The organism is Glaciimonas sp. OK215 (assembly GCF_057787885.1).
This window is the reverse complement of record NZ_CM173544.1, coordinates 6,181,736-6,197,306: the sequence shown is the minus strand read 5'-3', so window position 1 is coordinate 6,197,306 and position 15,571 is coordinate 6,181,736. Positions and strand designations below refer to the sequence as shown.

Here is a 15,571-nt window from a genome sequence, read left to right as displayed (position 1 = left end):
GTAACGCAGTAATCGCTCAGCAACACGGACAGCGCACCGGCTCCTGCACCCGCAGGACCGGTTTTAACCAAGCTTCTGCAGCATCGGCCCAAGGCCGGCTTTTCTTCATGCACGCAAACTCCAGCCCTATACACAGTGCCCAAACCGGCGTGCACGATCAACTGGCGGCGACTGTCGCCAAACATGCAAGCCATCCGTTCCTGAAACCTGTCAGTGCCTACAACCAAACCGCATTCGACACCAGTATTGCCGCATGGCGCATGGCCGGCGCTTTACCGTTGATCCTGGATGCAGGCTGTGGCGTCGGCCTGTCGAGCATGCATCTGGCGGCGCAATATCCAGATCATTTCGTGATTGGCATCGATCAGTCTGCGGATCGGGTAGCGCGCAATACACTGTGGCCGGGTCCGCAGCCACAGCCGCAAAACTTCATCCGGCTTCGGGCAAATCTGGTGGATTACTGGCGTTTGCTACGCGCCGCAAAGATTTTCCCGGCGCGTCAATACCTGCTCTATCCCAACCCCTGGCCAAAGATTGGGCAGTTCACGCGACGCTGGCACGGTCATCCGATTTTCCCGACAATAGTGGCGCTAGGCGGTGTACTTGAGTGCCGTAGCAACTGGCAAATTTATGTGCAGGAATGTGCCGCTGCGCTGACCCAGCTAAGCGGCCGGAAAGTCGACAGTGAGGCTTTCGGGACCGATACGCCCATCACGCCGTTCGAACATAAATATCTGGCCTCGGGTCATGCATTGTGGCGTTGTCAGGTTGCGCTTGGCACTCCTTAACTTCGTATGATCGACTGCCAAGCGACCATGAAAAAGGGAGCCGACGGCTCCCTTTTTCATTCCTGCAACAGTTCAAATTTCAACCTTGGTCCCCAACTCAACCACCCGATTAATTGGAATATGGAAGAAGTCGGATGGCTTGGCGCCATTGGCATACATCCAGGCGAATAATTTTTCACGCCACAACCACATGCCAGGCAGCTTGCTCGGCACGATCGTATCGCGCGCCAGGAAGAACGAAGTGTCCATTAAATCGAACTCGTGACCGAATTGCTTGTTGGCCAGCTCCATCACCGTGTTGACGTCCGGCGCTTCCTTGAAACCAAAAGCTGCGCGCAGCAGATAAACCTCGCCACCCATTTCTTTCAGCGTCAAGCGCTTGTTGTCCGCAACATACGGCACGTCCCAGATACTGATTTTCAGGAAGAAAACACGTTTGTGCAAAATCCGGTTGTGCTTCAGATTGTGCAGCATCGCCACTGGCACCGTCGCCACGTTGCCGGTCATAAAGACCGCAGTACCGTCGACCCGATGCGGCGGATGGGCCAGCAAGCCTTCGATGAATGGCTCCAGCGGAATCCCTTCATCCTGACTGCGTTCACGCAACAGCATGCGGCCTGAATACCATGTGATCAGCAGGAAAAACGAGACCACACCGAGCAGTATGGTGAACCAGCCGCCGTCAGGAATCTTCATCAGATTCGCTGCGAAGAACGCGAAATCGACAATAAAGAACGCGCCGATGACCAGCGCCACCCACAACGGGTGCCACTTCCATAGAGTACGCATCACGACCGCTGCCAGAATAGTCGTGATCAGCATGGTAGCGGTCACCGCAACACCATAGGCTGCCGCCAGATTGTCCGACTTCTTGAATGCCAGTACCACCGCAACAACCAACACCAGCAACATCCAGTTGATCATCGGGATGTAGATTTGGCCGCGCTCGTCTTCAGACGTATGAAGAATCCGCATGCGTGGCACAAAGCCCAGCAGAATCGCCTGGCTGGTCAGCGAGAACGCACCGGAAATCACTGCCTGAGATGCAATCACCGTAGCAAAGGTAGAAAGGATCACCATCGGCAACAGCAACTGATCCGGGACCATCAGATAGAAAGGATTCGACACCGCAGCAGGATTCACAAGCAAGTTGGCGCCCTGGCCGAAGTAACACAACATCAGGCACGGCATCACCGTGTACAACCACGCAAAACGAATCGGCCTGATCCCAAAGTGGCCCATGTCGGCATACAGCGCTTCAACACCGGTCAGTACCAGCACGACAGAACCGAGCACAACAAACGCCAGTTGCGCGTGCAGCTCCATAAACTTGTAGGCATAGTAGGGATTGATTGCCGCCAGAATCTGCGGCGCCTTGACCACGTTATAGGCCCCCAGCAAGCCGAGGGACAGAAACCACAAGAACATCACCGGGCCGAACATTTTGCCGACCACCGAGGTGCCGTGACGCTGGATCAAAAACAGGATGACCAGAATCGTCACGGTCAGCGGAATCACGAAGTGCGACAACGCCGGTGTCGCAATTTCCAGCCCTTCCACTGCGGACAACACCGAAATGGCTGGCGTAATCACCACGTCACCGTAAAACATGCAGGCGCCAAACACACCCAGCATCATTAACCACTTGGCCCAACGCGAGCCGCTTTTTGCAGTGCGCAATGCGAGTGCCATCAATGCCAGCACACCACCTTCGCCATTATTGTCGGCACGCATCACGAAATAAATATACTTCAGCGTCACCACGATCATCATGGCCCAGAACAGCATCGAAATGATGCCCATCACTGCAACCGAAGAAAATGGAACGCCATGCTCCGGGCTGAAACTTTCTTTCAGGGCGTACAACGGACTGGTGCCGATATCGCCGAACACCACACCCAAGGCCCCCAGGGTGATCACATGTAAACGGGCCGAGGTAAATGCGGCGTCGCGACTTTGCGTATTGCTCATGGTTTCTTTCTTATCTATGGCAACGACAAGTGGAGCGTGCACATGTTGTTGCGTCACTTGCACCGTTGCATTGCCCTGCAGAATCTATTGATTGCTGATGAACTGCACAAAGTGGCGGATTCTACCCTCGAACCGGAACACCAACTACCTATGACTGAGAAAACCGTTGCAAAAATACATCGTAATAGTCTTGCTTATTTTTGCAATTCAAATTGCGATGGCGCCAAGGGGTGCAAAACCACTCAAAAACAGATTATTCCTATCGTCGTTGGCTCTGAACGTTTATCCCCTCCGGACATGCCTGACAGCAACACTTTCCGCACATCATGCATAGGTTAAGCCGACGTCCCTATTTACCGACAATGCCAAAAAGATTACCACATAGACATTGTTAAACGTCTCGAATCAGAATAAGCTCGAATCCACCTGCAGTACTACCGACACGCGGTAAGTACGGTATCTGGAAGTGCCATGATTGCAATCAGATTTTAATCATCCGATCACGGAAGATCGTTACAAGGAAAATTGATCGTACGGTAGCACAGCATGCGTAGTCATCCAAGCTTGCGCTGATCGCCACAACCGAAGTGCACGCCACAGTCCCACAAAGATGGGTGCGTCCCGCTCAAGAATGCGTGCAACGCCAGACGAATCAATAGGAAAGAGGCAGAATCAGGGAGCATGTATCATGCTTTACGTTTCTAATGCAATACCGCTCAATCAATCGGTACTGGTTTTACGCCCGTCCAGTTATGCCGAACCAGCTTGCCCGTACGCGGCAACATTAACCAATTGCGGCATCGGCCTGATCGAACGGCCAACCATAGAGCGCGCGCATAAAGCGATTCAAAGCGGTTGTCGGGTCGGCATTCTGATTTTGCAGCACGCTGACGAACTGCGCACGGCAGAGTCGCTGCGGCCATTTCTGACCATGCAGAAAATATCCTGGGTCGGCTTGATCGCAGAAGCGCAAATCGCTAGCCCGATTGTGCGCGATTTCATCGGCGAACACCTGTTCGACTTCGTGACATTTCCGGTTAATCCCGACCACCTGATGCTGACCTTGCGCCACGCATGGGGCATGGCATTCGTGCGCGATTTGAAACGCGATACGCCGTCGCAACTGGATGGCGCCAGCGCGACCAACGATGCCGACTCGACCATGGTCGGACGTACTCCAGCGATGCACCGTTTGTTTGAACAAATTCGCAAGGTGGCCCGGACCGACGCCGCGGTATTGATTACCGGACCGTCGGGTACCGGGAAAGAATTGGCCGCGCTATCGATTCATCGCCAGTCAGGACGCAGGGGAGCGCTGTTCGTTGCCGTCAATTGCGGCGCGATCGCGCCGCAATTATTTCAATCGGAATTGTTTGGCTACGAAAAAGGTGCCTTCACCGGTGCCAACCAACGCAAGATCGGACGGATTGAAGCGGCCCAGGGCGGCACCTTGTTTCTGGATGAAATAGGCGACATGCCGTTCGAAATGCAAGTCAATTTACTGCGTTTCCTGCAAGAAAAGACCATCGTGCGGGTCGGCGGCACCGATACCTTGCCGATCGACGTACGCATCATTGCAGCCACCCATATCAACCTGGCCGAAGCGGTGACGCAGGGCCGCTTCCGCGAAGATCTGTATTACCGCATCAACGTGGTCAACATCAGCACGCCAAAACTGGCGGAGCGCGGCGAGGATATCGAAATCATTGCGCGCCACTACTTTGAAAAATTCGCCCGCCAGCACAATAAAAGCTTGCGTGGCTTTTCCAAAAACGCGCTTGATGCGTTATTGCGTCATCACTGGCCCGGCAATGTCCGTGAGCTGATGAATCGGGTGCAGCGCGCGGTCGTCATGGCGGAAGGTCGTTTTATCCAGCTGGAAGATCTGGGCTTCGAACGGCCGCAAGAGTTGGCACAGCTAATGTCGCTGGAGCAGGCGCGCGCCACTGCGGAACGCATCATGATCGGACGGGCACTGACGCAAACCCGCAACCGGATTTCCAGCGCCGCCGATTTGCTCGGCGTATCGCGCGTGACGCTGTATCGGCTGATGGAAAAATACGACATTAGCCACGCAGCGACGACTGAAGCACTGCCGCCACTTCCTGAGAATGAGGCTGGCAAGCAACATTAATCGGTTCCGTCGTCAGGACGCTGCACAAGGATTTACAGTGATTAGTTACCCGCCGGCACTATTTTGCAGCTTCCGCCCCTTTCAACGCCAGCGCCCGTTCATACAGGGCGTTTTTCTTTTGCCCGCTGATTTGCGCAGCCAGCGTTGCGGCCTGCTTCACCGACAATTCCGCCAGCAGAATTTTCAGAATCCGATCGCCTTCGGCGGCATCGTCGACCACTACCGGCGGCGACTCGATCAGGATCACGAACTCTCCTTTTTGCCGCATCGGATCGGCCGCCAGCCACGCCGGCGCCTGTGCCAGCGGGCAGCGGTGAACGGTCTCGAACAGTTTGGTCAATTCACGCGCCAGCACGATCTGGCGGTTCGGACCGAATGCCTGTAGCAAGGCATCAACGGTCTCTGTAATCCGGTGCGGTGCTTCATACAGCACCAGCGTCGCCGCTACACCGGCCAAACCCGCCAGGACAGTTTCACGCTGACGCGCTTTGCTCGGCAAAAAACCTACAAAATGAAATTGGTCGTTCAACAGTCCGCTGACGGACAAGGCAGTGACCGCGGCCGATGGTCCCGGTAATGGCAGCGCCCGCAAACCCGCCTTTAGTACCGCATCGACTATCCGCGCACCCGGATCGGAAACCGCGGGCGTACCGGCATCAGATACTAGCGCGATGCGCTCGCCGGCCTGCAGCCTGGCCACGATTTTTTCGGCGGCTTCATGTTCATTATGTTGATGCGCCGCCAGCAATGGCTTGGAAATACCATAGCGATTCAGCAAATGCGCGGTATTCCGGGTGTCCTCACAAGCGACCGCATCCACCAGCGACAGGACGTGCAGCGCGCGCAGGCTGATATCACAGACATTTCCGATCGGCGTAGCAAGCACATATAATGTCGACGCCGGATACGCTTGCTGAACAACCTCCGACAAAATCGGTAAGGTAAGAAGGGTGCTGGCAGATTGATCAGTCATGGGAGTTATCGATGTTATACAAGTGGGCGAAGCCGTTGTTGCTGGTATTGGCAGGTGTCATGCTGCACGGATTGTGCCCGGCTGCGCCGGCAAACACAACAGTAGCGGAGCCGGTCGCCAATGATAGCGGCGATGGCCGGATTCCGCTGGCGAGCGTTGCCTTATTGTTACCTGCACGTTCCGGACCGCTAGGCAACGCCGCCGATGCACTGCGCAGCGGCTTTCTGGCGGCGTATGAACACGATAGGAGCCGCCTCGCCGTTACCGTCATCGAAGCTGCCGACACCCCGGCCGACATGCTCTCCGCCTATCTCGCCGCGAGCGAGAAGTTCGATATCCTGATTGGTCCCTTATCGCGTACCGGCATCACCGCAATCGTCCAGAGCGGCAAGATCAGCAAACCGACCATCGCCTTGACGCTACCGGAGTTATCCGCTGACAAAGAGGTCAGATTGCCCCAGCAACTACTGCCGATCGGCTTGTCGTTCGAGGCCGAAGCACGTCAGGTTGCAAATTGGGTCGGCACTGAGCAAGGCGTGGGCAAAGTCTTCGTAATCGCCACCGGCACCAGCTGGCAGCGCCGTGTTGCCGCTGCGTTTGTACAGCAGGCCGCCAGCGTTGGCGTGGATTCGGAAGTGATGACACTCGGCATGGCACGCGGTAAGGTTAACCCTAACGCTCTGCTACAACTCAATGAACGCATCCAAACTGAAAATCCGCGCGCCCTGTTTGTTGCGCTGAGCGCCGATCAGGCCCTGCAGGTACGCAGTGCAGTCGGCACCGGGATGCCGATGTACGGGATTTCGCAATTGAATTCGCAAGTCGGGAATGACGGCAATCGCATGACGGAACTGAACGGTGTCCGGCTGCTGGATATTCCGTGGCTCCTGCAACCTGACAATCCTGCCACGATGATCTATCCGCGCCTGGCGGTCAGCGACGGGCGCGCGCGCAATGCCGATCTGGACCGGCTGTATGCACTCGGCATCGATGCATTCAATGTTGCACGCGAGGTCGCTGCACGCCATCCGGCGTTCCGGATCAATGGCGCCACGGGCAGACTGACTATCGGTTTCGGTGCCGGTATCCCGGCTTTCGAGCGCACCGAACCGACAGCGGTATATCAGGATGGCGTTGTGGTGCCACTTGAAGATCGCTAAACCGATAAACATACGCCATGAAAATCCTTAACGCGCTCACACTGCGTTCGCTGCTTCCGGAACGTCGCAGCGCGCGCCAGATTAGCGGACAATTGGCAGAAGACGCTGCACTGGATTATTTGCAGCAGCGTCAATTAAAACTGATTGCACGCAATTTTCGCTGCAAAGGCGGTGAAATCGATTTGATCATGTCAGACAATACCGGCGGCGTGAACCATCCGCCGGAATCGGCAACACTGGTGTTTGTCGAAGTCAGGCAGCGCGCCAACCAGCGTCACGGCGGTGCGGCAGCGAGTGTCACCGCCGGCAAGCAACGCCGTCTGATTCTCGCCGCACAGCACTTCTTGCAGCGTTACCGGCAACCGCCCGCCTGCCGCTTTGACGTCGTCGCGATCGACGGCGACGTCACCGAATGGATAAAAAATGCGTTCGACGCCTGATATTCTGCAATTCTGCGCCTGGCGCACGGGCCAACACCTGCGTAAACACGAATAACGCCTGGCGGCGGCACGATCTGCTACCCTACTTAACTCTTCTATAGACAGCCACATCATGATCAATCAACGCATCCTGGCGCATTTCCAAGAAAGTGCCGAACTCAAATCCAACGCTGCTGCGGAATTAGTGCAACCAATTGCCGCTGCAGTTGAACTAATGTTTTCTGCGCTGTCCAACGGCAACAAGATTCTTTGTTGCGGCAATGGCGGGTCCGCTGCCGACAGTCAGCATTTCGCTGCCGAACTGGTAGGCCGGTTTGAACGCGAGCGGTTGCCGCTGCCAGCGATGGCATTGACCACCGACACCTCGATCATCACCGCGATCGGCAATGATTACAGCTACAACGAAATCTTCTCCAAACAAGTGCAGGCGTTTGGACAAGCTGGCGATGTGCTGCTGGCATTTACGACCTCGGGCAATTCGGCCAACGTCCTGGCGGCGATTGATGTTGCGCTGGAACGCGATATGCGCGTAGTGGCATTGACCGGCAAAGGCGGCGGTGCCATGAACCAGAGACTGACAGAGGCAGATGTGCATATCTGTGTGCCGCATGACCGCACCGCGCGCATCCAGGAAGTCCATCTGCTGACAATACACTGCTTATGCGACGGCATCGATGTCGCTTTATTTGGAGGAGATGTGAATGATTAGTGTACAAAGCCGTTGGAATGCATTGCGCCGCCCGTTGGCGACAGTCGCCTTGTGCGGCGCGATGGCGCTGGGCTTGCAGGGCTGTGTCGGCGTGCTGCTTGGCGGCGCAGTGGTGGGCGGACTGGCGGCAACTGATCGTCGTACGCTGGGCGCACAAACGGATGACAAAGCCATCGCGATCAAAGGCGAAGCACGGATTCCCGGCGTCGTCGGCGACCCCAGCCACATCAATGTCACCAGTTTCAATCGTAAAGTGCTGCTGACCGGCGAAGTCCGCGACGAAGCCGCCAAAGATGCTGCAGAACGGGAAGCCAAGTCGATCGAAGGCGTGCGTTCGGTATTGAACGAGTTGGCAATTGGCCAGCCATCCAGCTTCTCGGAACGCTCTAACGACGCCTTCATCACAAGCAAAGTCAAGGCTTCGCTGCTGGATGCCAAGGATGTTTTCGGCAACGCCGTCAAAGTTGTCACCGAACGCGGGATTGTCTATTTGATGGGTCGCGCTACCGAGCGTGAAGCTGCCCGTGCTGCAGAAATCGCAGCGGGTGTCAGCGGGGTGCAAAAAGTCGTCAAGGCTTTTGAATACATGACTGAAGACGAGTTGACGCAATTATCGTCGGCACCGCGACAGTAAGACGGAGCGGTTGGTCAGCGCGAAACAGGACGCCGGGCTGACCAAAACGTAGCGCTGCTGCAGACCTTCATTGGGTTTTTGTTGCTTTTCCGATTCCTGTCATATAACTTTAGCCGCTGGGCAATTTGCCCGGCGGCTATTTTTTTTGGGGAAGCCATGACGAAAGTCCTAGTTCTGCTCGCAATCGTTGCAGTCATCGTATTCTGGGCGGTAGGTGCCTACAACCGCCTGGTCAGCTTACGTAATCGTTTCAAAAACGCCTTTGCACAAATCGACGTACAACTGAAACGGCGTTACGACCTGATTCCAAATCTGGTGGAGACCGCCAAAGGTTACATCAGGCACGAACGCGAAACCCTCGAAGCGGTCATCGCCGCGCGTCAGCAGGCGGTGAGCGCAAACGCCAAAGTCGGCGGCGACGCCGGCAATACAGCCGCCGTGCAGCAAATGGCGGTGGCCGAAAATACGCTGACTTCGAGTCTCGGTCGTCTGTTCGCCCTATCGGAAGCCTATCCCGACCTCAAGGCAAACGAAAATATGATGCAGTTGACCGAAGAACTGACCTCTACCGAAAACCGCATCGCTTTTTCGCGCCAGGCCTACAACGACGGCGTCATGACGTACAACACGTCACTCGAGCAATTCCCAGGCTCGGTGATCGCCAACATGTTCACCTTCAAAACGGCAGAGCTATTGCAAGCGACCGAAGCCCCGATCGAGCGGCAGCCCGTCAAGGTCGCGTTTTAACCTAGATTCCCCGGATGTCGCGCTTAAGTCTTCGTATCGGTAGATTGGCAGATGAATTTCTTTGAACAGCAGGACCATGCGCGACGCCAGACCCGCACACTGGTAACACTCTTCGTGCTGGCCGTGATCGCCATCGTGCTGGCGGTGAATCTGGTAATGGGCCTGATCTGGATCTGGGGCTTTCATCGCCATGCAGGTGCCGCGATTATCTTCCCGAAAGGATTTTTCGCCACCAACTCTGTCGTCACGCTGGCGCTGATTATTGGCGGCACGTTGATCCAAAGTTTCAACCTGCGCGATGGCGGCGATGCTGTCGCGCAAATGTCGGGTGGCCGAATCGTCTCGCCGGCGACGCGCGATATGCAGGAACGGCGACTGCTGAATGTGGTGGAGGAAATGGCGCTGGCGTCCGGCATCGCCTGTCCCAAGGTGTATTTACTGGAACGGGAAGACGCAATCAACGCTTTCGCCGCTGGCTACAACCCCAATGAAGCGGTGGTCGCCGTGACCCGCGGCACATTGAATCGACTGACCCGCGACGAGTTGCAGGGCGTGGTCGGCCATGAATTCAGCCATATTCTGAACGGCGACATGCGACTCAATGTGCATTTGATCGGCGTCCTGTTCGGGATACAGATGATTGCCGGTTTTGGCCTGCAACTGATGAATGTTTCAGGTCGCACTTGGAGCGGTCGCAGCAGCGACGACAAAGGTCCACCCGTGCAACTTGTGCTGATCGCCATGGGTATGGGCTTGTATGCGGTTGGCTACATCGGTATCTTTTTCGGCCGCCTGATCAAGTCCGCAGTATCGCGCCAGCGAGAATTCCTGGCAGACGCCAGTGCCGTCCAGTTCACCCGCAACCCGGAAGGCATCGGCGGTGCGCTACGTAAAATCGGTGGTCTCGGCAGCGCAAAAAAACTCGGCTCGCAAATCGATCATCCGAACGCCGAACAGTTATCCCACCTGTTCCTCAGCACCGCCCGGCCGGGTTTGCTGGATGGCTGGTTTGCCACCCATCCGCCTTTGAAAGAACGGCTGCAACGGATTTACGGCAGAAATATGGAACCGCTTGCAGCGCCCGAATTATCGGTGCCGCTTGCTGAACCGCTGGAACGGCTGCCGGACCTTCCTTTTGCCGCATCAGGTTTGGCTGCCGGCGGCACTGAAATCGGCGCACCAACCGCTGCAACGCCAACCCAGGAATTTGGGCACAACGCGATCGGCGGCAATCGATTGCCGCCGCAACTCGATGACGCAGTCCGCAATCCGGTCGCCGCCAAGGCTCTCGTGTATGCGTTACTCCTGGGCGCTGGCGAGGAACGCCAGTTGCAACTCGCCGCTTTGCATCGCGAAGCGCCGCAGCAAGTCGCTTTGACCACGCTGCTGGCGGAGTCGATGTCGCAATTGCCGCGCAGCGCCCGTCTGCCTTTGGTCGATCTGGCGATGCCGGCACTACGTCAACTGACGCCACCGGAGCGAATCAAATTATTGTCGACAGTCGATACGCTGATCGCCGCCGACCAGCGCTTCACACTGGCCGAATTTGTGCTGCAAACAGTATTGGCACGCCGCCTGGCGCCGCGTGCCGGCCGCATCACGCCGATACTATTCGAGCGCTTGGCGCTGTTAAAAGAGGAAGTGGCGCTACTGTTGTCACTGGTGGCCCATGTGGCCGTAACGCCATCCGCCACGCAACACACCACAGGTATCGAGGCGTTCATGCGTGGGGCCGACATCTGTCCGCAACTCGGCCTGAGCGCAACCCAATTCCACGCCGCTGCAGCAATCAAATTTCCCGCCGTGCAACGGGCGCTGGATCGCGCCAATCAATTGGCGCCGCTGGCGAAACCGCAGTTGGTGAAGGCGCTGCTGGCGGCCACCGACACCGGTTCGCTGCTGGAAATTGCCAGTGCCGATATCCTGCGGGCGATTTGTGCCGGCATCGAGGCGCCGGTTCCGCCAGCGGTGGCCGCGACCTACCACGCTTATCCATGGCAATTTGAAAGTTAAGCAATTAAAATAGTTGCCTAATTGAAATGCTTGCGTAGTATTCAGCAGAGCTGCAGGCAGATGACTATAATGAACATCTTCCGGTCTCACCCGTATTGGACTTTTATGCAATCTCAAGTAGATGCCGTACCGCGCAAGCGGCTTTGGATAAAGCTCGCAGCTGTGATCGTGGCAGCGGCTATCGGCTTGTTCGTGACGTTGTCGCTGTCCCACAAAAATCCTGCGCCCGACGTCAGCTTCACCAACTTGCAAGGTGAACAAGTCTCGCTGAAAAGCCTGCGCGGCAAAGTCGTCATGGTGAATTTTTGGGCCACCAGTTGCACTACTTGCGTCGGTGAGATGCCAAAAATGATAGAAACTTATAATAAATACAAAGCCCAGGGCCTGGATTTCGTCGCGGTCGCCATGAGCTACGACCCGCCTAATTACGTTCTGAATTTTGTCCAGACCCGCAGCCTGCCGTTCCAGGTCGCGCTCGACACCAACGACAAGCTGGCTAAGTCATTCGGCGATGTCAGACTGACGCCAACCACTTTTATCATCGACAAACAAGGCAACATTATCAAACGTTATGTTGGGGAACCTGCATTCGCTGAATTGCATCAGTTACTGGACAAGGCGCTGGCAGCCTGATCAGTAATCTGGCGATAAAAAAAGGCGCAGGGGGAATTACCCGAGCGCCTTTTTTATTGTGCAGCCGAGAAAAAACCTCTTTACCAACCAGCCGCGTGCAGAAAGAAATGTGTGCGATGACCCAGTCCAAGCTTCAACCTGTCCGGCACCAACCGGATATCCAAGCGCTAGGCGAAGGCGCCCTGGTGATGAATGCCGGATCGCGCGCGACGCTGGATTGCCAGCAACGTCTGTGGGCCATCGCAGCCAAGGCATCGGCGTGGCCGCACATCCGTGACGTTGTACCCGGCATGAACAACCTGACGATCCTGTTTGACCCGTTGGTTGCCGATAGCGGCGACCTGGCCGACAAATTGCAGAGCGCATGGCATACAACGACCGCCATCAACAAGAACGGACGTCAAATCGATATCCCGGTGATTTACGGCGGCGACCGTGGCCCCGATCTGCCGGTGGTGGCGCAACACACCGGACTGTCGGTAGCGGAAATCATCGCGCGCCATACCGGTGCCGATTACATCGTCTATTTCCTCGGTTTTCAACCGGGCTTCGCGTATATGGGCGGCCTTGATCCGCTATTAGCCACGCCGCGTCGCAGCGAGCCGCGGCTGGTGGTGCCAGCCGGTTCGGTCGGCATCGGCGGCAGCCAAACCGCGATCTATCCTGCCGCTTCACCCGGTGGCTGGCAACTCATCGGCCACACGGACTTGCGCCTGTTCGATCCGTCGGCCCAGCCGCCGACCCTGCTGCAACCGGGCGACCACGTCCGCTTTGTGGCGACGCAGGTGTTGCCATGATCGACGTCATCCGCTCCGGGCGCATGAATTCGGTACAAGACCTGGGCCGTAGCGGCTTTCGTCATTTGGGCATCTGCCAGGCTGGCGCGCTGGATCGGGTCGCACTGGCCATCACCAACAAACTGGTCGGCAACGCCATCGATGCGGCAGCACTGGAAATCACACTCGGCCCTTGTGTCTTGCGCTTTACCGCCGACACACGGATTGCCCTGGGCGGCGCCGATTTTGCGGCGACGCTGGATGATAGATGCGTGTGGCCGTGGTGGAGCGTACCGGTACGCGCCGGTCAGACCCTGACACTGGAGGCTGCACGGGACGGCATGCGCTCTTACATTGCCGTCGCCGGCGGCATAGACGCTGCCGTGCAGCTTGGCTCACGTGCGACCGACCTGGCGGCAGGATTCGGCGGCCACCACGGCCGCGCCCTGCTCGAAGGCGACCGGCTGACGACGGCAACACTGGATCCGGCCACATCAGTTGTCCGTTTGGCGCCGCCGTTTGGCGTCCGCGCGCCAAGCTGGTACAGCATCGATTCCGAATCACGCGCTGCCTCGCCAATGCCGATCCGGGTGATTCCAGGTCCGGAATATGCACACTTCACGGTAGCTGCGCAACGTGCGTTCTGGGGCAGTCCGTGGACCCTGACGCCGCAAAGCAATCGTATGGGCTTTCGCTTGTCGGGACCGGAATTGAAAATCAAGAAGAGTGCAGACATGTTGTCGCACGGGGTCTTGCCCGGTGTGATCCAGGTACCGCCGGCCGGTCAGCCGATCATCCTGATGGCGGATGCCCAAACCACCGGCGGCTATCCAATAATCGGCGTCGTGATCGCGGCAGATCTAGCCAGACTTGCGCAACTTCGTTTTAATCGCACGCTGCAGTTTGTCGAATCCGATATCGAACAGGCGCGCCAGGAGCTGCATCAGGAAACGCTGTATCTGGAACAAATTGACCTGGCCATGACGTGGCTGCGCCCGGCAAAAAAATGATGGAGTGAGCGATGGCGAAAACCCCAAAAAAAGCGACGAAATTAATCAGTGAACCGGCATTGACAATCGATGCCGGCTTCGGCATCGATCTGAACGCCGACCTCGGCGAAGGCGGCCCCAGTGATGAAGCCTTGCTGGCACTGATCAGCTCGGCGAATATCGCCTGCGGCTGGCATGCCGGCAGCGCCTTGCTGATGCAACAGTCGGTCGCCTGGGCGATACAGCATGGCGTCGCCATCGGCGCCCATCCCAGCTTTCCGGACCGCGCCAATTTCGGCCGCACCGAGATGCAGTTGCCAGCGCAGGAAATCTACAGCGGCATGCTGTACCAGATCGGCGCACTGGCCGCGATTGCCCAGGCACAGGGCGCACGCCTGGCACACGTCAAACCGCATGGCGCCTTGTATAACCAGGCCGCACGCGACGCCAAACTGGCCGACGTGATCGTTGCTGCGGTGCGCGATTTTGACCCTTCGCTGGCGCTGTTCGGCCTGGCCAACAGCGCGCTGACAGCCGCGGCAAGACGCGCAGGCTTGACCGCAGTCGAAGAAGTTTTTGCCGATCGTGGATATAACCCCGATGGCAGTCTGGTCAAACGCGGCACACCCGGCGCCCTGATCGAAGACGAAGAACGCGCGCTGGCACAAACCATGAACATGGTGCGGGATGGCAAGGTGCAGGCGATAGACGGTAGCTGGGTCCCGTTGACAGCGCACACGGTGTGCCTGCATGGCGATGGTGCGCATGCGCTGGCGTTCGCTCGGCGTATCCGCGCGCATCTGGAGCAGGAAGGTATTGCCGTCACGGCCCGGGGTGGACCTGAGACGCCATCTGTTGCGGACCGTTTCTCGCTGTTTCCTTTGCTGCGTTAATCAATCGACACAATCACGAATGCCGCGCTGGATGGCAGCGGCCATCCGCTGAGCAAACTCAGGTTGTGCCAGACGTTGTTCCTCGTCCGGATTGGCGATCACGCCGACCTCCAGCAATATCGCCGGTGATTGCGCCGTCCGTAGCACGACCAAATCATCAAATTGATGCACGCCTGACTGCCGATCCAGCAGCGGCCGGTTCTCACCTTTCACCGGCGTTGCATGATACAGCGACGGATGTTCGCCGGCAGCAATCAGCGCCGCCCCAACACGTTGGGCACACATCAGGCTCTTCTCGAGAAACGGATTTTTCTCCGAGACAAACAGCGCAAAACCGGAAAACTCCCGAGCACGCCCGGCGCTGATCCACTCTTGCGGCATGGAGTCGTGGTGGATCGAAATAAACAACTCGGCGGCTGACGTGGCAACAGTGCGCGCCGCCAACGAGGTATCCATGCCAGACGCTGCAACGTCAATCACCTGGTAGCCTTGCGCCACCAATAGCGGTTTCAGTGCGGCAACCAGTTGCCGATTGTAATCATGCTCGGTTTTACCGCCCGAACTAATCGCTCCCGGCTGTGCCGCCGTATGCCCGGTATCCAGCACGATGGTGGCCGCAAACAGACTGCCGGATGCGATCAGAAATATTATGATGGCAATACATTTGCGCATGCTGTCCCTTGAAACAACTTCCGATCACACAACCTGACG

At 57.2% G+C, this 15,571-nt stretch carries 16 protein-coding genes; 13 read left to right on the top strand and 3 right to left on the bottom strand.

Features of this window, described 5'->3' with window-relative positions; genetic code table 11:
- Positions 1-107: 107 nt before the first annotated feature.
- Positions 108-788 (top strand): tRNA (guanine(46)-N(7))-methyltransferase TrmB, encoded by a 681-nt coding sequence (gene trmB, locus AC3CHX_RS28690; RefSeq protein ID WP_488631332.1) that lies wholly within the window; start codon positions 108-110, stop codon positions 786-788.
- A 72-nt stretch (positions 789-860) separates the two neighbouring features.
- Here trmB and AC3CHX_RS28685 read toward each other — a convergent pair whose 3' ends face one another.
- Positions 861-2,759 (bottom strand): potassium transporter Kup, encoded by a 1,899-nt coding sequence (locus AC3CHX_RS28685; RefSeq protein WP_488631331.1) that lies wholly within the window; start codon positions 2,757-2,759, stop codon positions 861-863.
- Between the two features lie 42 nt (positions 2,760-2,801).
- Here AC3CHX_RS28685 and AC3CHX_RS28680 point away from each other — a divergent pair, with 42 nt between their 5' ends.
- Together AC3CHX_RS28680 and AC3CHX_RS28675 are read left to right on the top strand one after the other, a co-directional pair.
- Positions 2,802-3,098: a hypothetical protein gene (locus tag AC3CHX_RS28680; RefSeq protein WP_488631330.1), complete on the top strand. Its 297-nt coding sequence runs from the start codon at positions 2,802-2,804 to the stop codon at positions 3,096-3,098.
- Positions 3,099-3,447: 349 nt separating this feature from the next.
- Complete coding sequence (locus tag AC3CHX_RS28675; RefSeq protein WP_488631329.1) at positions 3,448-4,893, top strand: sigma-54 dependent transcriptional regulator; 1,446 nt, start codon at positions 3,448-3,450, stop codon at positions 4,891-4,893.
- A gap of 58 nt (positions 4,894-4,951) precedes the next feature.
- On the opposite strand, the gene rsmI is transcribed toward AC3CHX_RS28675, so the two are convergent.
- On the bottom strand, positions 4,952-5,866 hold the full coding sequence (rsmI, locus tag AC3CHX_RS28670) for a 16S rRNA (cytidine(1402)-2'-O)-methyltransferase (protein ID WP_488631328.1): 915 nt from the start codon (positions 5,864-5,866) through the stop codon (positions 4,952-4,954).
- An 11-nt stretch (positions 5,867-5,877) separates the two neighbouring features.
- Between rsmI and AC3CHX_RS28665 the strand changes: the two genes are divergently transcribed.
- The 10 genes from AC3CHX_RS28665 to pxpA all read left to right on the top strand — a co-directional run bounded on the left by AC3CHX_RS28665 (position 5,878) and on the right by pxpA (position 14,860).
- Entirely contained in the window at positions 5,878-7,026 is a 1,149-nt protein-coding gene (locus AC3CHX_RS28665; protein WP_488631327.1) for a penicillin-binding protein activator, read from the top strand.
- 17 nt (positions 7,027-7,043) lie between these two features.
- Positions 7,044-7,466: a YraN family protein gene (locus AC3CHX_RS28660; RefSeq protein ID WP_488631326.1), complete on the top strand. Its 423-nt coding sequence runs from the start codon at positions 7,044-7,046 to the stop codon at positions 7,464-7,466.
- A gap of 112 nt (positions 7,467-7,578) precedes the next feature.
- On the top strand, positions 7,579-8,175 hold the full coding sequence (locus AC3CHX_RS28655; RefSeq protein ID WP_488631325.1) for a phosphoheptose isomerase: 597 nt from the start codon (positions 7,579-7,581) through the stop codon (positions 8,173-8,175).
- Positions 8,168-8,809, top strand: coding sequence for a BON domain-containing protein (locus AC3CHX_RS28650; RefSeq protein ID WP_488631324.1), 642 nt, complete (start codon positions 8,168-8,170; stop codon positions 8,807-8,809). The genes AC3CHX_RS28655 and AC3CHX_RS28650 overlap by 8 nt, the downstream gene beginning before the upstream one ends.
- Positions 8,810-8,965: 156 nt before the next feature.
- Positions 8,966-9,556 carry a LemA family protein gene (locus AC3CHX_RS28645; protein WP_488631323.1) on the top strand — a complete coding sequence of 197 codons (591 nt, stop codon included), beginning with the start codon at positions 8,966-8,968 and terminating at the stop codon, positions 9,554-9,556.
- 51 nt (positions 9,557-9,607) lie between these two features.
- Complete coding sequence (locus tag AC3CHX_RS28640) at positions 9,608-11,569, top strand: M48 family metalloprotease (protein WP_488631322.1); 1,962 nt, start codon at positions 9,608-9,610, stop codon at positions 11,567-11,569.
- A gap of 105 nt (positions 11,570-11,674) precedes the next feature.
- Positions 11,675-12,202, top strand: a complete 528-nt coding sequence (locus tag AC3CHX_RS28635) for a TlpA disulfide reductase family protein (protein ID WP_488631321.1) — start codon at positions 11,675-11,677, stop codon at positions 12,200-12,202.
- 116 nt (positions 12,203-12,318) lie between these two features.
- Positions 12,319-12,999: a 5-oxoprolinase subunit PxpB gene (gene pxpB, locus AC3CHX_RS28630; RefSeq protein WP_488631320.1), complete on the top strand. Its 681-nt coding sequence runs from the start codon at positions 12,319-12,321 to the stop codon at positions 12,997-12,999.
- On the top strand, positions 12,996-13,988 hold the full coding sequence (locus tag AC3CHX_RS28625; protein ID WP_488631319.1) for a 5-oxoprolinase subunit C family protein: 993 nt from the start codon (positions 12,996-12,998) through the stop codon (positions 13,986-13,988). Before pxpB ends, AC3CHX_RS28625 begins: the two co-directional genes overlap by 4 nt.
- Before the next feature lie 11 nt (positions 13,989-13,999).
- The gene (pxpA, locus tag AC3CHX_RS28620; RefSeq protein WP_488631318.1) at positions 14,000-14,860 is read left to right on the top strand and encodes a 5-oxoprolinase subunit PxpA; all 861 of its coding nucleotides are present in this window, start codon (positions 14,000-14,002) and stop codon (positions 14,858-14,860) included.
- Here pxpA and AC3CHX_RS28615 read toward each other — a convergent pair whose 3' ends face one another.
- Positions 14,861-15,532 carry an N-acetylmuramoyl-L-alanine amidase family protein gene (locus tag AC3CHX_RS28615; RefSeq protein ID WP_488631317.1) on the bottom strand — a complete coding sequence of 224 codons (672 nt, stop codon included), beginning with the start codon at positions 15,530-15,532 and terminating at the stop codon, positions 14,861-14,863.
- Positions 15,533-15,571 lie beyond the last annotated feature (39 nt).